This window comes from Clostridium sp. (assembly GCF_051278035.1).
In the GTDB taxonomy this organism is placed as follows: domain Bacteria; phylum Bacillota; class Clostridia; order Clostridiales; family Clostridiaceae; genus Clostridium_AD.
The window spans coordinates 1-22,885 of sequence record NZ_JBNMNU010000028.1; the positions used below are offsets into that span (position 1 = coordinate 1).

25 protein-coding genes are annotated in these 22,885 nt (G+C 31.0%); 3 read left to right on the top strand and 22 right to left on the bottom strand.

Going from position 1 to position 22,885, the window contains the following annotated elements; translation table 11 throughout:
* A partial coding sequence (folP, locus tag ACJAX4_RS06090) for a dihydropteroate synthase (protein WP_435788562.1) occupies positions 1-688 on the bottom strand: 688 nt, incomplete at its 3' end.
* A gap of 17 nt (positions 689-705) precedes the next feature.
* Entirely contained in the window at positions 706-1,209 is a 504-nt protein-coding gene (locus ACJAX4_RS06095) for an HD domain-containing protein (RefSeq protein ID WP_435788563.1), read from the bottom strand.
* A gap of 188 nt (positions 1,210-1,397) precedes the next feature.
* On the opposite strand from ACJAX4_RS06095, the gene ACJAX4_RS06100 reads away from it, so the two are divergent.
* On the top strand, positions 1,398-2,231 hold the full coding sequence (locus tag ACJAX4_RS06100) for a PHP domain-containing protein (protein ID WP_435788564.1): 834 nt from the start codon (positions 1,398-1,400) through the stop codon (positions 2,229-2,231).
* Positions 2,232-2,264: 33 nt separating this feature from the next.
* Here ACJAX4_RS06100 and ACJAX4_RS06105 read toward each other — a convergent pair whose 3' ends face one another.
* The 3 genes from ACJAX4_RS06105 to ACJAX4_RS06115 all read right to left on the bottom strand — a co-directional run bounded on the left by ACJAX4_RS06105 (position 2,265) and on the right by ACJAX4_RS06115 (position 4,902).
* Positions 2,265-3,671: an aminopeptidase gene (locus tag ACJAX4_RS06105; RefSeq protein ID WP_435788565.1), complete on the bottom strand. Its 1,407-nt coding sequence runs from the start codon at positions 3,669-3,671 to the stop codon at positions 2,265-2,267.
* Positions 3,672-3,763: 92 nt separating this feature from the next.
* Complete coding sequence (gene hprK, locus ACJAX4_RS06110) at positions 3,764-4,684, bottom strand: HPr(Ser) kinase/phosphatase (protein WP_435788566.1); 921 nt, start codon at positions 4,682-4,684, stop codon at positions 3,764-3,766.
* Between the two features lie 23 nt (positions 4,685-4,707).
* Entirely contained in the window at positions 4,708-4,902 is a 195-nt protein-coding gene (locus tag ACJAX4_RS06115; protein WP_435788567.1) for a DUF896 domain-containing protein, read from the bottom strand.
* Between the two features lie 293 nt (positions 4,903-5,195).
* Here ACJAX4_RS06115 and ACJAX4_RS06120 point away from each other — a divergent pair, with 293 nt between their 5' ends.
* A complete protein-coding gene (locus tag ACJAX4_RS06120) occupies positions 5,196-5,372 on the top strand; it encodes a Spo0E family sporulation regulatory protein-aspartic acid phosphatase (protein WP_435788568.1) in 177 nt (58 codons plus the stop codon).
* A gap of 46 nt (positions 5,373-5,418) precedes the next feature.
* Here the strand turns inward: ACJAX4_RS06120 and ACJAX4_RS06125 are convergent, their stop codons facing one another.
* Both ACJAX4_RS06125 and ACJAX4_RS06130 read right to left on the bottom strand, forming a co-directional pair.
* The gene (locus ACJAX4_RS06125) at positions 5,419-5,817 is read right to left on the bottom strand and encodes a hypothetical protein (RefSeq protein ID WP_435788569.1); all 399 of its coding nucleotides are present in this window, start codon (positions 5,815-5,817) and stop codon (positions 5,419-5,421) included.
* Positions 5,818-5,858: 41 nt separating this feature from the next.
* Positions 5,859-7,034 carry an FprA family A-type flavoprotein gene (locus ACJAX4_RS06130; RefSeq protein ID WP_435788570.1) on the bottom strand — a complete coding sequence of 392 codons (1,176 nt, stop codon included), beginning with the start codon at positions 7,032-7,034 and terminating at the stop codon, positions 5,859-5,861.
* Positions 7,035-7,311: 277 nt separating this feature from the next.
* Here ACJAX4_RS06130 and ACJAX4_RS06135 point away from each other — a divergent pair, with 277 nt between their 5' ends.
* Positions 7,312-8,142 (top strand): SDR family oxidoreductase, encoded by an 831-nt coding sequence (locus ACJAX4_RS06135; RefSeq protein WP_435788571.1) that lies wholly within the window; start codon positions 7,312-7,314, stop codon positions 8,140-8,142.
* A 219-nt stretch (positions 8,143-8,361) separates the two neighbouring features.
* Here the strand turns inward: ACJAX4_RS06135 and def are convergent, their stop codons facing one another.
* The 15 genes from def to ACJAX4_RS06210 all read right to left on the bottom strand — a co-directional run bounded on the left by def (position 8,362) and on the right by ACJAX4_RS06210 (position 22,867).
* Positions 8,362-8,832 carry a peptide deformylase gene (gene def, locus ACJAX4_RS06140; protein WP_435788572.1) on the bottom strand — a complete coding sequence of 157 codons (471 nt, stop codon included), beginning with the start codon at positions 8,830-8,832 and terminating at the stop codon, positions 8,362-8,364.
* 161 nt (positions 8,833-8,993) lie between these two features.
* A complete protein-coding gene (locus tag ACJAX4_RS06145; protein ID WP_435788573.1) occupies positions 8,994-9,665 on the bottom strand; it encodes a V-type ATP synthase subunit D in 672 nt (223 codons plus the stop codon).
* 2 nt (positions 9,666-9,667) lie between these two features.
* Positions 9,668-11,050 carry a V-type ATP synthase subunit B gene (locus tag ACJAX4_RS06150; RefSeq protein WP_435788574.1) on the bottom strand — a complete coding sequence of 461 codons (1,383 nt, stop codon included), beginning with the start codon at positions 11,048-11,050 and terminating at the stop codon, positions 9,668-9,670.
* On the bottom strand, positions 11,043-12,815 hold the full coding sequence (locus tag ACJAX4_RS06155) for a V-type ATP synthase subunit A (protein WP_435788575.1): 1,773 nt from the start codon (positions 12,813-12,815) through the stop codon (positions 11,043-11,045). The genes ACJAX4_RS06150 and ACJAX4_RS06155 overlap by 8 nt, the downstream gene beginning before the upstream one ends.
* Before the next feature lie 17 nt (positions 12,816-12,832).
* Entirely contained in the window at positions 12,833-13,141 is a 309-nt protein-coding gene (locus ACJAX4_RS06160; protein WP_435788576.1) for a V-type ATP synthase subunit F, read from the bottom strand.
* A complete protein-coding gene (locus ACJAX4_RS06165; RefSeq protein WP_435788577.1) occupies positions 13,134-14,135 on the bottom strand; it encodes a V-type ATP synthase subunit C in 1,002 nt (333 codons plus the stop codon). Before ACJAX4_RS06165 ends, ACJAX4_RS06160 begins: the two co-directional genes overlap by 8 nt.
* 67 nt (positions 14,136-14,202) lie before the next feature.
* Complete coding sequence (locus ACJAX4_RS06170) at positions 14,203-14,802, bottom strand: V-type ATP synthase subunit E (RefSeq protein ID WP_435788578.1); 600 nt, start codon at positions 14,800-14,802, stop codon at positions 14,203-14,205.
* Between the two features lie 34 nt (positions 14,803-14,836).
* Positions 14,837-15,313: a V-type ATP synthase subunit K gene (locus ACJAX4_RS06175; protein WP_435788579.1), complete on the bottom strand. Its 477-nt coding sequence runs from the start codon at positions 15,311-15,313 to the stop codon at positions 14,837-14,839.
* A 13-nt stretch (positions 15,314-15,326) separates the two neighbouring features.
* Positions 15,327-17,294: a V-type ATP synthase subunit I gene (locus ACJAX4_RS06180; RefSeq protein WP_435788580.1), complete on the bottom strand. Its 1,968-nt coding sequence runs from the start codon at positions 17,292-17,294 to the stop codon at positions 15,327-15,329.
* Entirely contained in the window at positions 17,281-17,607 is a 327-nt protein-coding gene (locus ACJAX4_RS06185) for an ATPase (protein WP_435788581.1), read from the bottom strand. Before ACJAX4_RS06185 ends, ACJAX4_RS06180 begins: the two co-directional genes overlap by 14 nt.
* A gap of 231 nt (positions 17,608-17,838) precedes the next feature.
* Positions 17,839-19,554, bottom strand: a complete 1,716-nt coding sequence (locus tag ACJAX4_RS06190; RefSeq protein WP_435788582.1) for a B12-binding domain-containing radical SAM protein — start codon at positions 19,552-19,554, stop codon at positions 17,839-17,841.
* A complete protein-coding gene (locus tag ACJAX4_RS06195) occupies positions 19,529-20,068 on the bottom strand; it encodes a class I SAM-dependent methyltransferase (protein WP_435788583.1) in 540 nt (179 codons plus the stop codon). The genes ACJAX4_RS06190 and ACJAX4_RS06195 overlap by 26 nt, the downstream gene beginning before the upstream one ends.
* A gap of 82 nt (positions 20,069-20,150) precedes the next feature.
* Positions 20,151-20,852, bottom strand: coding sequence for a zinc dependent phospholipase C family protein (locus tag ACJAX4_RS06200; RefSeq protein ID WP_435788584.1), 702 nt, complete (start codon positions 20,850-20,852; stop codon positions 20,151-20,153).
* Positions 20,853-20,934: 82 nt separating this feature from the next.
* Complete coding sequence (locus ACJAX4_RS06205; protein WP_435788585.1) at positions 20,935-22,233, bottom strand: hypothetical protein; 1,299 nt, start codon at positions 22,231-22,233, stop codon at positions 20,935-20,937.
* A 76-nt stretch (positions 22,234-22,309) separates the two neighbouring features.
* Positions 22,310-22,867: a ferritin family protein gene (locus tag ACJAX4_RS06210; RefSeq protein ID WP_435788586.1), complete on the bottom strand. Its 558-nt coding sequence runs from the start codon at positions 22,865-22,867 to the stop codon at positions 22,310-22,312.
* Positions 22,868-22,885 lie beyond the last annotated feature (18 nt).

The following is a 22,885-nucleotide window of genomic DNA, read 5'->3' on the forward strand; positions in this document are numbered from 1 at the left end:
CTAGCCTCTCACCTACTGGTAAATCCAGTGCAAATCCTACCATGGATTTTCTAGAAGTCCCAAGTAGTAACGGATATCCTAAACTATTTAGCTTTTCTAATCTTCTCATAGTTTTTAGATTATCATTATAATTTTTTGCAAACCCAATACCTGGATCTAATATTATATTTTCACTCTTAACTCCTGCCTTTAGTGCAATTTCAATAGACTCTTTTAAATCTTTTAATATATCTTGGATTAAATTATTGTAATTCTTATTATTTCTATTATGCATTAAACAGCAAGGCACATTATACTTGGCCGCAACTCTAGCAATGCAGGGATCTTTCTTAAATCCCCACACATCATTAATCATAGCTGCTCCCGCATCTAAGGCAAGTTCTGCAACCCTGCCTTTATATGTATCCACTGAAATAGGAATCTTAATCACCTTGCTTAAAGCCTCTACTACAGGGATGACCCTTTTTATTTCTTCTTCCTCACTTACGTCTTCATGACCAGGTCTTGTGGACTCTCCACCAATGTCAATAATATCTGCTCCCTCGTCAACCATTTTTTTCGCTTGATTTATGGCTTCAGACATATCATTAAATCTTCCTCCATCTGAAAAAGAATCAGGGGTAACATTTAAAATCCCCATAATGTAAGTTTTTTTTCCTATTTCAAAATCTTGGTTCCCTATTTTCATAAAACCCCTCCCAATTCTTAGTAAGTTAACTTGAAATTTTTCTTGTTCTCTTTCCAATTACAATTAACTGTAGCCTTGCAATTAAGACAATTCCTTGAAAGCTTGTCGCACTTATATAATAAATAAGGCAACGTATTTGGATTTCCTAAATTATTTCTATGCTTAGTTATAGCCTCTAAAATCTCATTTATTTCTCTTGTATCATATTTGCACTGCAATAATATATTTTTAGCAATTTGCACTGAGGCAATGTCATGAGGGGTTCCATTTTCATACTGCTTCGCCCTACCTATATCATGTAAAAGTGCAGTCGCATAAATTATATGTTTGGGCAAATTAAATATGTTTTCCAAATTCATTATGTACATAATTCTTGCCACGTCTAAAAAGTGCTGCAAATCATGTTTACAAAATTCCCTGTGTTTTTCAAAAACCTCTATAGAAAGCATGTTTTTCTGAAAAATATGGTTTTCTATAATAAGATTAATTTTAGAATCATAATCGTCTGTCATTAAAAACATAACTAGCTCCTTTTTTCATATAATTATCTCATTATATCAAATAATACATGAAAATTTTATAAATATTAATATATTCTATAAATAATATTTATATTTATATAAAACCCCTTTTATTATTGCCAATTATTATGTAGAATGATAGATGGCACAATATAATAAATAATAATTTAAATACTCGAGGTGATTATATGTACAATAAAGGTGATTTTCATCTTCATACAAATGCATCTGATGGAAAACTAAACCCTAAGGAATTAATTTATGAAGCTTATTCAAGTGGCTTAGATATTATTGCAATAACAGATCATGACACCACTTTAAATGTTGAAGAAGGCATTAGCGAAGGTGTAATTAAAAATATAAGGGTAATCCCTGGTATAGAACTCTCTACTATTCATAATGATGAAAGTATTCATATACTGGGCTATTTTAAAGACGATAAGTATAAAGATCCATACTTTCAGAATTTGTTGTATGACATGGCTAATTATAGAATAGTAAGAGCTAAAAAAATAGTAGAAAATTTAGATACTTTTTTTAATATAAAATTAGACTATAAACAAATTTCAGATGAGGCCAAAGGAGTAATAGCTAGACCTCATATAGCTAAAGCCATAATAAATGCTGGTTACAAATATGATTGGAAATATATATTTGATACACTGTTATCAAATGATAGCCCTGCATATGTTCAAACCAAGAAAATTTCAACATCCAATGGCATAAATTTATTAAGAGAACATAATGCATTAGTGGTACTTGCACACCCTGTTCTAATTAAAAATTCTTCTATAGATGAAATGTTACGCTTTGGTTTCGATGGGATTGAGGCAGTATATCCACAAAATTCAAAAAAACAAAAATCTTATCTAAAGGCGAAAGCTAAAGAGTATAACATATTAATTACTGCTGGTTCAGATTTTCATGGAATAACAACCTCGGATACCAGTCATGGTGTTATTGGTTCAGTTTCCCTAAGCCACAACGAACTAGCCACCTTTGTAAATGCATTAGAATCATAAAAAGGAGATGTTTACACATCTCCTTTTTATTTGTTAAATTTCAATAAGGAAGGCTTCATAAGCCCTAAGAGCTTCATATATATCTGCTTTACTTGCAATTTCCAATGGCGCATGCATATTATGAAGAGGAACTCCTGAATCAATAACTTGCATACCATATTCAGCTAGTATATAAGCAATAGTACCACCGCCACCTTGATCTACTTTACCAAGTTCTGATGTTTGCCATGAAATTTTATGTTTTTCCATTATACTTCTAAGCTCTGCAATAAATTCTGGATTGGCATCATTACAACCACCTTTTCCACGAGCTCCAGTATACTTATTAAAAACTATTCCTTTTCCGAAGTACGCAGAATTACGTTTTTCCATAACTAATGGAAAATTAGGATCGTATGCAGCACTTACGTCAGAAGATAACATTTTAGAATTCGCGAGTGCTCTTCTTACTTTTAAATCGCTGTATTCTCCCATCAAATTAACAACTTCAGCTACTGTGTTTTCAAAGAATCTTGATTGCATGCCTGTTGCACCGATACTTCCAACTTCTTCTTTGTCCACAAGCAAAACAATACAAGTTTTATCTGTTTCTTTAATGTTCATTAATGCTTGATAAGATGTGTAAGCACAAACTCTATCATCATGCCCATAAGCCATAACCATACTACTATCTAGTCCATAGTGCCTAGCACGTCCTGCTGGTACTACTTCGAGTTCTGATGATACAAAATCTTCTTCATCTATATCATATTTATCATTTAAAAGTCTTAATATATTCAACTTAACTCTATTTTTAGCATCTTTATCTTCTACTGGTATACTTCCCATGAACACGTTTAGATCTTCACCTTCAATACCCTTTGCCATAGTTTTTTGCATTTGGTCTGCAGATAAGTGAATTAAAAGGTCTGAAATTCCGACTACTGGTTCTTTTTCATCCTCTCCTATTACTATATTTATAACTGTGCCATCTTTCTTAACCACAACACCATGGATAGCTAAAGGTATAGTAACCCATTGATACTTCTTAACTCCTCCATAGTAATGAGTTTTAGCTAGTGCTAAATCTGAATCCTCATATAATGGGTTTTGTTTAAAATCAAGTCTTGGTGAGTCAACATGAGCACCTAAAATTTTAAAACCCTTTTCAATAGGTTCAGAACCAATTAAAAATAATGCTAGTGTTTTCCCCATACAGTTAGCATAAACTTTATCACCAGCTTTTAATGTATCTTCTTTATTTATAAATGTATCAATATTTTTGTATCCATTTTTTTCTGCGAGTGTAATAACTTCTGTTACACATTCTCTTTCAGTTTTACATTTTGACATGAAATCTATATAACTATCAGATAATGCAAATACCTTTTCAATATCATTTTTAGTATACTTATCCCATGCTACATCATATTTTTTTTCTAGACTTTTAACATCTGTCATACTTATTTCCTCCTCATGTAAATAATTTCTACATTCATCATTTTACTAAATTTTCTACTAAATTACAAATACTTAAGTATATTTCTTTAGTTTTAACTCTTTTTTGATTTAGTTACTTCTGCTATTCTCATATTTATAGTTTCAACAGGAGTTATCTTAGAATTCATACTATATCTATAATTAGCTGCCGCTGCTTCTATTATGACTGCTATATTTCTACCTGGTCTAATTGGCAAAGTTATTTTTCTTAAATGCACATTTAGAATTTTGGTAAATTCATCATCTATACCAAGCCTATCATATTCTTCATTCTCATTCCACAAATTAAGAGAAATAAGTATACTAATAGTTTTGGTAGTTAAAAGGGAACTCGTACCATAAATTGCTGGAATATCTATTATTCCCATACCTCTAACTTCCAACATCCCTGTTGTTATGTATGGACAACTTCCAAGAAGTATTCCATCTATTTCTTTAATATCTACTGCATCGTCAGCAATCAGTCTATGCCCTCTCTTTATTAATTCTAGCGCACATTCACTCTTACCTATACCACTTTCTCCACTTAATAGTATTCCTATACCATAAACATCTACTAAAACACCATGAAGCCTAGTTTCCGGTGCTAACTTAGTATCTAAAAAATTGCTAAGTTTACTAATGAATCTTGTAGAAATTAATTTTGTACGCAATAACCATCGTCCATTTTCCTCTGCTGCTTTGATAATTTCATTGTGAGGTTCTAATTGCCTAGTAAAAATAACACATGGTGTATCAAATTGAAAATACTTATTCAATCTTTTCTTTCTAAGATCTGATTCCATACAATCTAAGAAACTCCACTCCGCCATTCCAAATAATTGAACTCTTTTACTATCAAAGTACTTATAGAATCCTGCAATTTGAAGACCTGGTCTATTAATATCTGTAACATTAATTAATTTACCCTTTTCTCCTTCTACTAAAACCTCTAACTTAAAATGCTTTATTAATTCCTCTATAGCAACTGCCATTAGAACTCCTCCTTTCTATAATTTTAAACTTTTTTAATTGTATCCAACTGAGATTTGAAATTTCTTTTAACATTATCAATATATTTCTGTCTTAATTCTTGTTGCTCTATTTTTTCTTGCTCTGTTAGTCCTTCTTCTTTACTTTTTTTATAAAGATAATTTATCCTTTTGGTTAGTTCGTCCACAATACCACTCCTTATTTTAAGCTTTTTATGCATTAAAATTATTTTACTCTTATATAATTCAAATGAATATATTCTATTATTACAATTATAGAACAAGAAATTTAAGACCTTTTTCGCCAATTACATATTATGTAAATTGGCTCTTTTCAACATATCTCGTTGTTTTTTGTAATATATTACCATAATAAAACTATTTATTTTCTGCTATTTTAGGTTAATATGTAGTTTTTTATACTTTATTATCTTATAAAAAATTTAACATTGATTGAATTATTTGGTATAATGTACTTGCTAGCCGAAAATAAAAGAATAAGAGGTATAATTACATGAATATTAAAGCCAGTCTCATAAAAAAACAACTAGAATCATTAAGAATGGTTCTACATTTACTACTGAATCATAGAAAACCTACAGACAAACTAGTTGTCTCCTGTAGTCAGGAATTAGATGAAATTATAGTCAAATATCAGAAAATTCAAGCCGCTATAAAAAAAGCGGCTTGAAAGTTCAGGTATTACTATAATCATAAATCTCAACATATATTATAAGCTAAAAATCTAATTGCATTAAAATATCATCAATTTCGATGTCAGCATCCTTACCATAAAAAACCACTGCGAATTCATTAAATTCATAGTCATCTTCTGATATATCACATCCAATGAATTCGTACTCAATTCTCAATTCTTCAGCACATTCTTCCATAATATCTTCCACATTGTCTGCTGCAATATCACTTAGATAAGGCAAAAAATATTCTTCGTACCATTCCTCTTTATTCTGCTTTAAATCCCCTTCGTCGTCTGCAAAAGATGTAGCGGCTTCTATTTCTGTTTCATCATAATAATATTTAAACTTTAGAGCAATGGTGTCATTTTTATACTTAATTTCATCTAAATCACTTAACCCATTTTTCATCAGAAAATTTATAATATATTGTTTATTCAAAAAAACACCTCCATACATCCATAAGTTACTCGTTGTGATTCCTACTTAAAGAGTTCTAAATATTCTCCAACAAATTTGTTAGCTGCATCATATTCTTTATTATCTGGAACAAATTTAAATTTCAATCCTTCCGGAACTACTTTAAATTTTAATGATCTTAACCTTTCTGTAAGCATAGGTACACCCTCTCCACTCCATCCATATGAACCGAAAGCTGCAGCAACCTTACCTCTATTGGTTATAGGACATACAAGTGACAGAACATCCCAAGCTGGCTTTACAGCATCTTGATTAATAGTAGGTGAACCGATCATAATGCCACTTGCACTTTCAATTAATTCCACAATATCGCTTAGCTTCATTGATGTAATTTCATGTGCCTCAGCTTTTATGCCCTTTTCATTAATTATCTTTGCTAGATATTCACCCATAACTGCAGTGTTTTCGTAAGCAGAAACGTAGAAAATTTGAATGTTTTTTTCTTTTATTTCGTGAATTTCAGCCCACTTTCTATAAAGGTCTACATACATTTTAATGTCATCTACATGTATAGGTCCATGACTTGGTGCAACCATATCTAGTTGTAAATCAGTGATTTTATCAAGGCCCATATTTACAAATTTTTTAAAAGGTCCCATTATAACATCAAAGTAATATTTCATTTCCTCAAAATAGTCACCGGAACAAGCATCTGTTATACAATTGCTTGGGGAATAATGACATCCAAATACATCACATGTAAATAGTATTTTTTCTTCAACTGCATACGTAAACATTGTATCTGGCCAATGTAAATTTGGTGCAGAAATAAATTTCAGCGTATTTTTACCTAAACAAAGTTCTCCTGCGGCTTTTTCACTATTAAATTCCCTGTTCATAATTTCTTTTAAATAACTTAATGCAGCAGTTGAAGCAATAATAACAGCTTCTGGATAAACTTCTAAGAGTTTAACTAGTGATCCACTATGATCGAGTTCTGTATGTTGAACAATTATATAATCAACTTTTCTCTCACCAATAACACCTTTTATTTTACCTAAAAACTCATCAAAAAAACCAGTTTTTACTGAGTCTATTATGGCTACTTTTTCATCATCTATTAAATATGAATTATAAGTAGTTCCTTTCTTTGTTTCCATAATAATATCAAAAACTCTGAGTTTAGGGTCATTTACACCAACCCAATATATATTATCTTTTAATTTTGTTGTTTTCATTCCTAAAATCCTCCTTATACTTCTATAATTCTATAATTTCCTACCATTTTAATCATCAAACTTATAATATATTTTACCACATTTAACTAACTTCTTCAACTGATAACTATTATTGATTAATAAATGTATTTGCTAATATAAAAAAACTTTCTACTTTATAGTTTATCTCCAATATGTTAAAGTATTCTCTAAAAAATAACATGTTTTTCTTCAAGGATACTAATAATAAAAATATTAATTCATATACTTTAATAGCATGTACTTTGGGGAGGAATTTATGAATATCTTAATAACTGGTGCAAAAGGTAATATTGGAGCTTATCTTTGTAACGTTTTGTCAAAATCGCATGTTATATATGGATTAGATAAGACTGAACTTAACATAACGGATAAAATAGCTACCCAAAAAGTTATGAATGAATTAAAGCCTGACGCAGTAATTCATACTGCAGCAATTACAAATAAACATTTTTGTGAATACCATGAATCTTTAGCATATGGTGTAAACACTCTAGGCACCTTAAACATTGCAAAGTGTTGTAATTCGCTTAATATACCCTTAATATATCTATCCAGCACAGATGTATACGGTTATACTAAATCACTACCTTACAACGAAACTGATGAATGCATTCCACTAAATGCATTCAGTAAGAGTAAATTAGGTGGTGAAGAATTAATTCAAACCATTTGCAAAAAATATTTCATTGTTCGTACCTCTAATATCTTTGGTGGCAATGATTGTTTTGTTAGAAACCTTATAAATGGTAAGCACACAACTATTTATCTATTTTCAAATCCTACCCTTTCAGTAACTTATATTGGAGATTTAACAGAAATCATCCAACGACTTTTAACTACTGAAAAATATGGAATATATAACTATAGTAATAATGGCTGCTTATCAAAGTCAACGCTAATAAATAGTATAATAGAGTTTAGTGATCTTAATGTTCCATTAATTGTTACTTCAGATAAGATTTTATCTAATCTAATTAATGATTCTAAATACACCTGTGCTGATAGTTCGCATATAAAACGCACTTTAGATATTGAAATTCCATCTTGGATTGAAAGACTAAAGTATTATATTGATAATTGCCTTTAATTTTAAATCCTACCACATTATATATTATTTACAGCTCTTCTAGAAAAAAACAAAGCTTAGCAGCACTCCCCTAACTTGATGCATTAATCATAACAAAAAAGACCCTATAAAATAGAGTCAGTTAATTTATTTGAGACAAGTAGGTCTCTGTTTTTAACTATCTACCTTATAGGGTCTATTATAATGTTAATAATCAAGTGGTATGATTTTCTTATAAAATTATTCTTCGACTAGTTCCTGCATTCCCTCAGCTCTTGACATATATAGTATCCCATCTAAATGGTCTATTTCATGACAAAAGGCTCTTGCAAGTAATCCTTCGGCCTCATAAGTAACTGGCTTCCCTTTAACGTTAATTCCTTTAACTGTAACACTCGTAGGCCTATACACTTCACCTTCATATCCTACGTAGCTTAGACAACCTTCATAATCCTTTTCATTTCCTGACTTAGCCGTTATTTTAGGATTTATAACTATTATTGGCTCTCCTTCTTCTTCTCCTAAATCAATTAAGATAATTCTTTTTAAAATACCTATTTGTGGAGCAGCGAGCCCTATTCCATTGCCCTCATAAAGAGTATCCATCATATCATCTATTAAATTTAAAATTTTTCCATCTATTTTATTAATTGGCTGACAAACTGTATTTAGACGTTTATCTCCATATTGCAAAATTTTTCTAACCGCCATATTAATTCTCCTTACTTCATTATTTTGTTATATTACTTCTCTTATAAGCAATATATTTTGTTACTTTCATTATATATTCTATTCTAATTAGCCATATACATCAACTTAAATTTTAATAAAAAAAACTAAGGCATCATAATAATGCCTTAATTTCTTCATACTTATCCATTAATTCTTTTTTCTTCTGCTATTCTTTGAGATTCTTCCATCATACTTTTAACCTTCATAAGTCTTGTTAAAGCTCCTCTTTCGTTTTCATCAAGCTTCATTTTTATATACTTTATAGTATCCTGAAGTTGAGGTATTATCATATACTCAAGAGCATTAACTGTTCTTCTAGTTTTTTCAATCTCATCTGCCAAAAGTTGGCATGTTTTCTCTACTTCCGCTAGTTCTAAAAGTTTTGGTAGAATTAGATACAGCTTTTCTATAGCTCCATCAAGATCTGCTGATGTGTTAGCAAATCCATAAGGATATATGCTGCCAGGATCATCTTCTAATTTTCTTACAAATTTCATTAATGGAACATTAACACTCATAAGATTTTTTGTTTCTACTTCCACAGAAATATTTTCTTTTGGATAGGCAATAGCCTCCTCTAGAAATTCTGAAGACATTAAGGCGCTTGCCATAAGAAAATCCTTATAAGCATTTTGCAGTTCATCTTCAACATTCTTTCTTAGCTCATTATTATGTTTTATAAGATCAATAAACCTTCTCATAAGTTCATCTTGTTTATCTTTTAATAATTTATGTCCACGAGTCGCTGTACCTAATCTTTTTTTAAGCTTAGTCAGCTCCATTCTAGTCGGGTTGACATTTAACCTTGCCATGTTTACTCACCCTCTTTTATTGGTAAGTATTTTTCTACAAATTCATCTCTAATTCTCTTAAGTTCATTTCTCGGTAGAATAGATAGAAGCTCCCATCCTAAGTTTATTGTTTCATCAATTGTTCTATTAGTTTCAAACCCCTGTGATACATACTGCTTCTCAAACTCATCTGCAAATATTGCATACTTTTTATCTGCTTCAGATAAGGCTGACTCACCTAGTATAACTGCTAGCTCTTTTGCTTGCTTACCTTGAGCATATGCAGCAAATAATTGGTTCATCGTATCAGCATGGTCTTCCCTTGTTTTACCTTTACCTATACCCTTATCCTTAAGTCTTGAGAGTGAAGGCAATACATCTACTGGAGGCATAATTCCTTTTTTATAAAGTTCTCTACTTAAAATAATTTGTCCTTCAGTTATATATCCTGTTAAATCAGGAATTGGATGAGTTATGTCATCCTCAGGCATCGTTAATATAGGTATTTGTGTTATTGAACCTTCAAGACCTTTAATCCTTCCTGCTCTCTCATACAGCATAGCAAGGTCAGTATAAAGATATCCTGGATATCCACGTCTACCTGGAACTTCTTTTCTTGCAGCTGAAACTTCACGTAAAGCTTCACAGTAATTTGTAATATCAGTCATAATTACAAGAACATGATATCCTTTTTCATAAGCAAGATATTCTGCTGTAGTTAATGCCATTCTAGGTGTAGCAATTCTTTCAATAGCTGGGTCATTTGCAAGATTCATAAATAACACAGTCCTATCAATGGCACCAGTATTCGTAAAATCATCTACGAAGAATTGTGCTTCTTGAAAAGTTATACCTATGGCTGCAAATACAACAACAAATTTCGAATCAGAATTTAATACTTTCGCTTGTCTTGCTATTTGAGCAGCAAGCTGTGCGTGTGGAAGACCTGAACCAGAAAACACTGGTAATTTTTGTCCTCTAACTAAAGTATTAAGTCCATCAATAGCTGATATACCTGTTTGAATAAATTCAGAAGGATAGTCTCTAGCTACAGGGTTTAGTGCTTCTCCGTTTATGTCTAATTTCTTATCAGGAATAATTTTAGGTCCACCATCTTTAGGCCTACCAAGTCCATCAAAGACTCTTCCAAGCATATCTTCGGAAACACCGAGTTCAAGTGGTCTTCCTAGAAATTTAGCCTTACTACCTTTTAAGTTAATTCCTGCAGAACTTTCAAATAATTGAACCATTGCTTTATCTTCATTTATTTCAAGTACTTTTCCGCTACGTATTTCGCCAGTCTGTAGTTCTATTTCCACTAGTTCATCATAGCAGACGCCTTCAACTTTTTCTACAACCATGAGTGGCCCTACAACTTCAGTTATTGTTCTGTATTCTTTATGCACTAACAACCCCTCCTTCCGCTATTAATTTTTCTACTTGCTCAGATAGTTCTTTGTATATATCATCAATTTTTGACATTTCAGTTTCTGAAATATATTTTGCCCTTGCTATTTTGTCCCTTACGGTCATTTCTAATATGGTCTTCAAATAAACACCAGATTTTAAAGCTCTTTCAGCTTCAGCATGAAATGTTATTACGAGCTTTAACATTTTATATTGTTTATCTAAAGATGCATATGTATCAACCTCATGAAATGCATTTTGTTGTAAGTAATCTTCTCTAATTGTTTTTGCAACTTCTAATTTCAATCTATCTTTTTCAGATAGAGCGTCTACTCCAACAAGCCTTACTATTTCATCAAGTTTTGATTCTTCTTGAAGTATTATCATAGCTTTAACTCTAAGCTCAGTCCAATCTTCTGCAACATTCTCATTCATCCAACCAGTTGTCTGATCTAAATATAACGAATATGATTCTAACCAATTTATTGCTGGAAAGTGTCTCTTATAAGCAAGTTGAGCATCTAATCCCCAAAACACCTTAACTATTCTAAGCGTTGCTTGAGTAACTGGTTCAGATAAATCTCCACCTGGAGGTGAAACTGCACCAATAACTGTAATAGCACCTACCCTATCGCCGTCTCCAACGCATTTGATCTTACCAGATCTTTCATAAAAATCAGCTACACGTGAACCTAGGTATGCTGGATACCCTTCATCACCTGGCATTTCTTCAAGTCTTCCTGACATTTCACGAAGTGCCTCGGCCCATCTAGATGTAGAATCTGCCATTAATGCTACAGAGAATCCCATATCTCTAAAATACTCTGCAATAGTTATTCCAGTATATACAGAAGCTTCTCTAGCTGCAACCGGCATATTAGAGGTATTAGCGATTAGCACTGTTCTTTTCATAAGAGATTCGCCAGTTTTTGGATCTTTTAGTTCTGGAAACTCATTTAAAACATCTGTCATTTCATTTCCACGCTCACCGCAGCCTATATAAACTATTATTTCAGCATCTGCCCATTTTGCTAATTGATGCTGAACTACTGTTTTACCACTTCCAAAAGGACCAGGTACACATGCAGTACCACCTTTAGTTACTGGGAAAAATGTATCTATTACTCTTTGCCCTGTAACTAATGGCTCTACTGGGTTTAATTTTTCAGCATATGGTCTTCCACTCCTTACTGGCCATTTTTGCATTAATTTAATTTCTTTTATGCCATCTTGAGTTTCAACTTCTGCTATCATTTCCTCTACAGTGAATTCTCCACCTTTTATAGAAGTTATAGTTCCGGAAATCCCCTTAGGAATCATTATCTTTTGAGTGATAACAGTAGTTTCCTGAACTGTACCTATTTGATAACCATATGAAACTTCATCTCCAACTTTTGCAGTAGGAACAAATTGCCATTTTCGCGTCCTATCTAAAGGTACAACATTCACGCCCTTTGTTAAGAAATTTCCAGCTATAGCTCTTATTGCTTCAAGAGGTCTTTGAATACCGTCAAACATTGATTCAATAAGCCCGGGTCCAAGTTCAACACTTAGTGGTGCCCCCGTACTTTCAACTGGGTCTCCGGGTCCAAGACCTGATGTTTCCTCATATACTTGAATGGAGGCTCTATCTCCTCTCATTTCGATAATTTCGCCAACAAGGCCTTTTTCTCCAACCTTAACTACATCGTATATATTAGCTTCTTCCATGCCTTTAGCAACAACTAAAGGACCTGAAACTTTTACAATTTTACCGATTTTCAAGTTATCTCCCTACCTTTCTATAAAATATTTACGCCCACCGCTTTTTCTACATTATCTCTAATTCTTTGCATTCCTATATTAAGTGAGCCTTGATTACTTGGTATTAATATAACGGCAGGAAGCATCTGTTTATTATATCTCTTTATAGTTTCGTCTAAATGCTGAGCTATTTGTTCTGTAACGAATATAACTGCATAATTATTTAATGCCATTGTATCTATAGCTTTCTTAGCCTCTTCAATTTCAATAACAGGATATACTTCAATTCCAAGGGCTTTAAAAGCAAGTATTGAATCTTTATCTCCAACTACTCCTACTTTATGCATAAACATCACGCACCCTTTCTCTTATAACATCAGTACTAACATTGTTTAATTTACCAACCATAATTATTCTTATTATCTTGATCTCAGTTTCCTTTGCTGCAATATAGGCAAATATAGGTTCTGGACCAAAGCTAACATATTTAGCATCTTTTAAATTCTTCATCATATAATTTTCCGAAAGCTTCTCAAGAACTGAAAGTTTGCCTGTTTGTATATACTCTTCTATTCCTTGTGTTATAACTTCCCCATATTTTGATAGTGCAAATTTAATTGCCATATTTTCAATAGGGTCATTAAAAGCTTTCACTAAAATATCGTCATCTATATCTCCACCGGAAAGCATTACTTCCTTCAAAAAAGCAGTGTTTTTTTCTTGTTTTTTTAATCTTATAATTGTTTTTATATTAGAAAAATCTATACTTCTTTTAATATAATTAATTATAAAATCGATATTCAAAACTTTTGCTCTAGCTAACATGTCTATATACATATATTTGTCAATTATAGTATCTATCTTTTGTGGATCTTTAAGTTCCTCATAGCTTTTTTCTGTTTTGAGTATACCTTCTCTCATAATAGGGTTTAAATCCCTATATTCCATTGTTTCAATATATAATTTTAATTTTTCTATATCTATTGTACCTACTGGAATTAACATATGTGAAAAGTCCTTTTCTAAAGCTCGGCCTTTTAATAGTACCTTGATATTATGATAATCATATTTAAGACTCATAATATCTACTATAGTGCGGTCTGGAGAAACTTTATACATAAGGGAATATACTCTTTTCAACTCCTCCTTAAGTAATACATTGTAGTCCTCTGCCATTTTTATAGTTCCCATCAAACCTGCATACTCAGTTTCCTGCAAGATTTTAAGGACATCTTCAGCCGAGTTACTATCAATCATTCTCTCAATCTTTACTTTATTAAGGAGTCTTGTTTCTAATACTCTCAGCCTAGCCACAGCTTGTGTGAAATTCATATTATCCATATATGGCTATCCTCCTTATTTTGCTCAGGAGTAGATATCAATTATTAATTGCTATCTTCCCTTAAATTTATTTGAATAATTGTTCAACGATTAGTGCTTCCATTTCATCTCTTAAAGAATTAACTAAGCTTTCAAAAGTGTTGTTAATCTCTATACCATTTTTAACCACTATAAATCCACTATTTATATCCCTAGACTCAGAACTAATAATTAATTGTCCTAGCTTTCCAGAAGTTTTTAGTGCTGTATTTATTTCAAATAAATAATTCTTACTCACTATTTCTTTATATTTCCCAGGAAGTATTATTTCTTCATCTCCTGCTATTGGCATTGATAAAAGGTATCTTTTTAGAATTTCAAGATATTCACTATCATTTATTAGTGAAAGCTTTTCTAAAGCTCCTACAAATACCTTATCAATCATTGTTTGCATAGCAACTAACTTTTCATTTCTCATTGTTAGCTGAGAATTTGATATAATCCTTTGTTTTGCTGTAATTGCTTCGATTTTAGCTTTTTCTAACATTCGCAGTTTTAAAGCTTCAGCTTCTTTAATTTTCTTTTCTACCATTGACGCCTGCGTATCCTTAGCTTCTTTTAGTATAAATTCTGCTTTAGTATTAGCATCTTCTATTATCTTAGCTGTTAAACTATCTAATTTTGACATATTTTTCACATCCTCTAAGCGCTTAGTTTTAAAATTAGAATGTTGTATTTAATAATATTACTGAAACTACAAATGCTAAAATCGCGTATGTTTCAACCATTACAGAAAGTATAATAGCTTTTGTAGTATGTTCTGGGTTTTTAGCGAGTATCGCTACACCAGCTGCAGCTGTTTTAGCCTGAGCAATAGCTGAATATAATCCTACAAACGCTATTGGTAAACAAGCCATAAATAAGAACATACCCATATCTAAAGACATACCAGCCGTTAACTTAGGTAATATCATAAGCCCTATAACAAAACCATAAAGCCCTTGTGTACCTGGTAACAATTGAAGAATAAGAGCTTTACCGAATTTTTCCGGTTCTTCAGTTGTGAGTCCAGCTGCTGCTTCTCCAACTATACCTACACCTTTTGCTGAGCCTATCCCAGGCAAAAATACTGCTAACCCCATTCCTAATGCTGCAAAAACATAACCACCATTTTGTACAAAAAAATCCATTAATGTCATAATTAACTCCTCCTTAAATTTTCTTTCCATTTTTCACTTCAATATATTGATTCTTCGGTTTAAATGCTTTAAAGGCTTTACCTCCACCTTCATAAAACTTACTAAAATATTCTACATATTGAAGTCTAGCGCTATGAACATAAGCTCCTAGTGCACTTAATAATAAGTTAAACAACTGTGCCCCTATAAATATGAACACTCCTAAGATAATATTATATGGCGAAGGTAGCATTCTAATAATAGTATTAAACGCAGATGCTATAAATCCACCCGCAAGTCCTAGAGCCATAAGTCTTGAGTATGAAACCAAATCTCCTATGTATCCAGTAACACCATATAGTCCATATAATCCTCCACCAATTTTTCCACCTACACTTTTATTTTCTCTTCCTTGAGTTAATACTAATCCAACCATCCCTATTACCATAACCAATTTCCATACATTGATTACCCCTGCATCTATTCCTAGTTTTTTTCCAGCCAACAAGAAGAACGCTCCTGTTATTACTGCTACCCATGTTAAAACATCATAAACAGCATCAATTGGCTTGCCATCTTTAATTAACATGTATGCTTTAACTCCAAGACCAAAGTAAATTTGAACCGCACCCATTATTATAGATATAATAAGTATTACCATCAGATCATCAGCGGGGTCTAATATGCTATTATTAGATATTAATGGTATCAAATCACCAAAGAAACTTCCATAAATAGCACCTGCAACAGTTGTCGGTACACTTAGCACTAAAAAAAACTTAGCAAATTTTTTCTGACCTTCATCTAAATTAAATTTCTTTAATGCCATTGCCGCAGCTACGAACATTAGTATTCCATATCCGATGTCTGCCACCATCATCCCAAAGAACACCATGTAAAAAGGTGTAAGTAGGGGAGTTGGATCTAATTCTGAATACTGCGGTAAACTATACATTGATGTTATTGATTCAAAAGGCTCTACCAATGAATTATTCTCTAGAAGTATAGGTATATCAATCTCTTCCTTAGATGCTTCTTCTAGCTCCAAATAAAAATCTTCTTTTGTTATAACTTTTACTGCCTTCTCAAGTTCACTTGTTAAACCTGTTGGTACCCAACCTTCTAGGGCAACTACGCACTTTGTTTTCAAGAAGTTTTCGCAAGCTATAGCCTTTATATGTTTATTTGATAAATATTCATAGACTATTTTAAAATCTTCTATATACTCACAATCATGCTTTATTTGCACATTTATTCTTTGTTCCTCTTTTGTTATTTCAGCTAATCTTTTGTTTGAATACAAAACAACCTGGGCTGGAGTTCCCTCATATGCAAAAGTAATTTCATTAAATCTATTTTGTTTAAGTATTTCATTAGCCTTATCTTCATAATCTTTATATACTAAAGCAATTACATTTATTTCATCTTTTACTTCACTAATAACTTCTAGATAAGAGTATAGAATTTCACTTTCAAATTTTGCTCTAAAAGTATCTTTAAAATCTTTCGGAATTGTTCCCATTACAAACACAGAAGTCTTTAACTCTTTTAGATCATTAAAACTAGCATCTAGTGATTTCCAAGGGGTTAATGCTTCTATTTCTGTATTAATCTTAGTCTTTTCATTTTTCATCTGCGTTAAAGCAGCATCTTTTTCTTTTAAATTTTTGTAATTCTCTTCATAGTTTGATTTTTTAGCTAAAGCTTCTAACTCATCATAATTCAATAAGTTTTTACCCTTTACTAAAGATTTTATAGCACCTTCTTTTTCTGCGTGCTTTAGTAATAGTTCAAGGGCAAATTTTACTTTCGCCTGCTCACCTTCTATATAAGAAACCTTTTCTTTTTCTGAGTCTTTTACAAGTGATTGTAAATGTTCTTCTTCAAATTCTTGTAGGTTAATAAATTGAACATTTTCAAATTTGTGAAGGCTATCTAGTAAAGCTTCTTTTTGTGATTCAAAGGCAAACAATGTGAATTTACTCATTTTAACTATTGCCATTATTTTTCACTATCCTCTCAACCACTATATTAACAGCCTTATCAAATCTTTCATTTTCCAAATTTAGTATACTCTCCACTTCTGTTTTGCCCTTTTGTGAAATTGGTTCGGAAATTTTTTCAGCTTCTTGCTTAGCAACGTCAATTATGTTTTTAGTTTCTGTTTTTGCATCTTCTAAAATCTTTTTGTATTGCTCCTGAGCTTCGATCTGAGATTTTTTCAAACTATCCTTACTATCCGAAATCGCCTTATTTATAATATCTGTTCCTTGCTGCTCTGCTTTTTTTATACTCTTTATTGCTTCTAATGCCAAAATATCACCACCTTTTTTATAATAACTAACTAAAATGATTATAGTTAATTATTAATGCTTTATGCAGTATTAAATACAGCTTGATTACTATAGTTTTATTATACTGATTTTTAATAAAAATTTCAACTCCTTTTTTGTTGTTTTAACAAATATTCTTAATATTGAGTGCTTTTGATGTCGTCAAATCCATTTTAAAAGAATTTCACGCTCTTTTTTCTTTATTATTTGAATTTAAGCATCTAAATTCATTGAATTTGCAGTAAATGTGATATCGATTATATCATTATTAATATCATAAACTAAATAACGATCTTCATAAATAATAGTATTATTATCTATATAATTCAAAATATTAATCTTAAATTTTTCAACATGAATATTGTTTACATTTTTAATAGTATACTTTTGCAACAATTTTTCCTTAATTATTCTTTCTCCTGCCTTATCTAAATCTCTGTTTAGGAAATCCGGTAACCACTTCTTTTTGTTGTACATAAGATAGTCATATTTCACAATCTCTTTTAAGATAGCACTATCTTCTTTAAGCTTATCCGCATTAAATTCAATAAATATTTTATAGTAGTCTACTGATGAAATACTTCTACTTAAATATCCACGCTTATGGCAAAATAGTCCTAGTTCATAGTAGAATTCAAATGGTGTACTAAATTTTCCAACTAAATATTTTAAAATAGTGCTAAATTTTTGTGAATTATAATATTTATCAAGCATTTGTTCTACCTTTTTTAGTATTACTAACTCATCATAACTTATATCCCTTGTCTTTAAGATTTCATATGGAGGATAAGGTGAGTACACCATTTCCCAACTTTCTGATTCATTCATCATATCCGAGCCTTTAAGCAGCTTTAAAAAACCTAGTTGAATTACTTCTGGAGCAATGTTATAAACATCATTAAATGATTTTTTAAAGGATTCGTAATCTTCTCCAGGAAGACCTGCTATTAAATCTAGATGTTGATTAATAGTCTTTATTTCTTTTATCGCCTCCACTTTTTCCTTTATGTCGTCAAAAGTTACGAATCTATTTATATTATTAAGAACTACTGGATTCGTAGTTTGTACCCCGACTTCAAATTGAAATCTTCCCTTTGGAGCCTTAGATAAAATCTCTAACTCCTGCTCATTTAGAATGTCCGCTGAAATTTCAAAGTGAAAAGTTATTTCAGCATCTAAATTTATTAAAAAATCCCAAATTTCTAATGCAAATTTTGAATTGCAGTTAAATGTTCTGTCAACAAATTTCACTAGTGTAACACCTTTAGACGCAAGGAATTCTAATTCTCTTTTTACTCTTTCAGTATTTATAAATCTAACACCACTCGTAGTTGATGAAAGACAATATTTACACTTGAAAGGACATCCTCTGGATGCTTCGTAATAAACTATTTTATTTGTAAGTTCTTCTTCATTGTATGGAAAAATAATTTCATTCATATCCATTAAAGGCCTTTTACCATTATAACCTATAATACCATGATTTTTGTAATATAATCCTAATATATTTCGAATGTTGTTTTTAGTCTTTTCATCATTATAAGTAGCAATCTTCCAATTAATAAATTCTTTATATGTTACCTCGCCTTCACCCTCTACTACGTAATCACCTGGATTTTCTTCAAGAAAAACCTCAGAGTCATAACTAACCTCAGGTCCACCATAAATAATCTCGATTTTGCTATCTACAAGCTTTATAAGAGATGCTATTTTCTTAACAAACTGAATATTCCATATGTAGCAAGAAAAAGCAACAAGGTCTGGATTCTGCCTTAAAATCTCCTCTAGAATTCTATCTATCTTATCATTAATAGAAAACTCCATAATTTGGCATTCATAATCTAAATCTTCTGTGTATGATTTTAAATATCTTACTGCTAAGTTGCTATGAATATATTTTGCATTAATTCCTACTAGGATTGCTTTCATCTTCTGATTTTCCTTTCTTTTTGCATATCATGTAATAGATATTATCTGAATTCTTCAAAGTTAATACTTCAAAATAATCTTGTAAAATTTTTATTGTATTTTCCTTTGAACTGTTTTTGAATATGTTAAAATCTCTTAAAGATATTTGTTTTGTACTTTTATCTGGCAATACGATCTTTATTATAGAATTAAAAGTTTTAGCAAACCCTTTATCTATGTCCCATATATATAAAAGTCCATCCGACTTTAAAAAGTTATATATATCCTTTATTAATTTCTTTCTAGTAATAGTAGATTTCATGTCACTCAAAGTAAGAAATAGTGCACAGATATCATATTGTTCCTTCTCTATTCTTATCTTTTCCTCTTTTCCTTCTAAATACTCAATACTAGTATCATCATCAATATATTGTTTATAGATATTATATATAATTCCATGGTTTGAAAATCCTATATCTAAAATATTACCTTTGAAGATTTCTTTCTCTAAACTTATAAAAACCTCCTTTTTCAATTATTAACCCCCCAGCTAAATATAATTTTCATCTGTTTTATTTATTCTTCAAAAACAAAATAATTCCTTTAAAATAAAGGAATTATTTATTAATTTCATTATAAAAATCTAACATTAAGCCTGCAGTTGACTTTTGTGCTCTTTGCATTATAAGTGCAGAGATTTTGCTGTACCTATCTTCCCTAATTTTTACATTTGCATAAAATAGATAAGTTTTATTGGCAAATAGTGCATTGTTTTTTATATAGTCCTCTATATTGGTTTCATTTATTATTTCATTGAAAATAGGAAAAGAATAATCACTCATTAATTTACTTATAATCCAAAGTTCAAAATTCCTGTGACTCTTTAGAAGCCTATTGTTCACATGTTGAGGGACTGTAGCATCCTGAACTAAATGACATGCTGCTCCAAAATAGAATAGTGCTTGTCTTTTATCTCCTGCTTCTATGAACTTCAAAGCACATTTATAATACTTTTCAAACTCAGTCAAAGCATTTGAAAATCCATATAGGCCAGTTCCCTTAACATGATGATAAAAATGATTTGTGCTTTTGAAATCCTGGTCTGCCCATGTTACCCCTCTATTTAATTCTTTTATATGTCCCTTGTAAAAACTATTAACATCACTATAACCCTTATTTCCCAATATTTCAATAGCTTGAATATTTATAAATTTATGAACGATACAATGGGTTTTCATAATCTTCTTTTTAATTGGATTTACTGCTATCATAATTCCTTTTAGAGTTTTCCCATAGGTAGCTTCTATTCTTTTCTTCAAACTGTTCACCTCTTAATTTAGTATACCCCAAATATATATTCATCACATATTAATAATCTTTTATTATACATCTAACTACATCTTACCTCTTTTTGCTTAGACCTACAAGTATGCTAATAATCAAAGTTACCACCATTATTAATAAGTAGCAATTAAATGTTTTAGTTTCACTATCTATAATGTCCTTTTTAATTTTTTCTATTCTAACTAGATATCCATTTTTAGAGTCTAATACTAATAAATCATCAAAAAATTTAATACTAGATATATATGATCCTTCTTTAAAATTAACCTTTTCTTTTATTGCGCCCAAACTATTTAGACTATATATACTATTATCATTCTTTTCGTAGAAATATATACAATCTGTATCACCTAATAATCCTTTTTTATCAACTGTTAAACTCTCTAAACTATCTACTTGCGTATGTTGGTAAATCGGTGCAGGTGGATTTGTTGTAGGGTGTTTATCTAAAATAAACCCTACACTACTGCTATTTAGCCCACTAAATTTTGGCGAACTAACTTCATCCCCACCAGTGTAATCTGGAAAACCATACCATGCATTTTTTTTAATTTGAAATATATAATCACTATCACCCTTTACAGGTCTTAACCCTCTATCCTCAATACCTCCCACAGTAACTACTACTTTGCCAGCACTGTTAAAATCTATGCCCTTCATATTCCTTATGCCCCAAGCAAAATTTGCCTTTGCTCCAGTTTTTAAATTGTAGATTACAATTGACGAATTTCCAAGCACGTGTTCTGTTATAATTTGTCCTTTTGTATTCATAGTTTTATATGGAACAAATGCTCCTGTTTTTTCCACAGTAAAATTAATTCCTTTAACTGTTATACCTTTTGGCGAAATATCATGATACTTAGGATAATTATTTAACCACAGGTTATCAGGCCCTACTACACCGGAATTTGTTGCTGCACCTATCGTAACAAATAGATATTCCCCATAAATTTTTACCAAACTCTTATTATAATCTCCATAATTAGGTATGTCCGTAATTATCTCTTTATCTTCTTTAGATATTAAATTATATGAATAGACCCCTGTACCTGCTGCATAATACAGCACGCCGTTGTTATAGTCTAAACTTGTTATACTCAACCTCCTGTTTTCAAATACAGTATAGGCCTTACCATTTTTATCAATGTATTGTATTCTATCTTTAAAAGCTATATAATAGTTCTCCTCGTTGTCCATAGTAAAATCTACTGCCTCATTTAACCCTTTAAAAAGTATTTGTGACTTTATGCCTTCACCTTTTACTGTAACCTTATATTCTTTTAAAAAACCTTTCATTGAAAATAGTGCAAAAGCCATTGTGGCTAAAATAACTATAAATCCAATGGTCTTTTTCATACTTCCCCCCTAAATTATAAATACTCTAATCTATGTATATTTACATAGATTAGAGTATATGTATTAATAAATGTAGTTAATTATTTTTAACAATATTTATATGATCCTTTTCAACCTCAGATAGTGCTATAAACACATCTTTTACTGTTGTATTAATTATTTGCTTTGAATTTTTTTCATAAAACTTTGTGGCATGAATTTCTCTATCTTCTGCCAGATTCATTAAGCTTTCATCAGTTTTGTGTTTACTGTAATCTATATTTACAAGTTTAGGTAATTCTTTGAAACCCGCTAGTTTCTTGTGCACTATAGCGTGCATCCGCTCTATCTTTGAAAGTGCTTCAAACGTTTCTTTAACTTTTCCACTATGAGCAAGCACTGCTGCTAATTTATAAAAATCAGCATTAAATATTTCAAGTTTCATAGCATGATCAAGTATTACTAAATCACTATTATCTAAGCCTTCAACATGACCCTTAAAAATTTCTTCACTTCTATCTTTTATATATTTAGCAGTTACCCCACAAAATGGACAGTATTTAATTGTTCCACTTTCATTTTCCACAAGCAATCCTTTACTATTTATATTATAATTATTTATATTTATATCCATACCGCAAATCAAACATTTCATATTTCTCTTATACCCCCA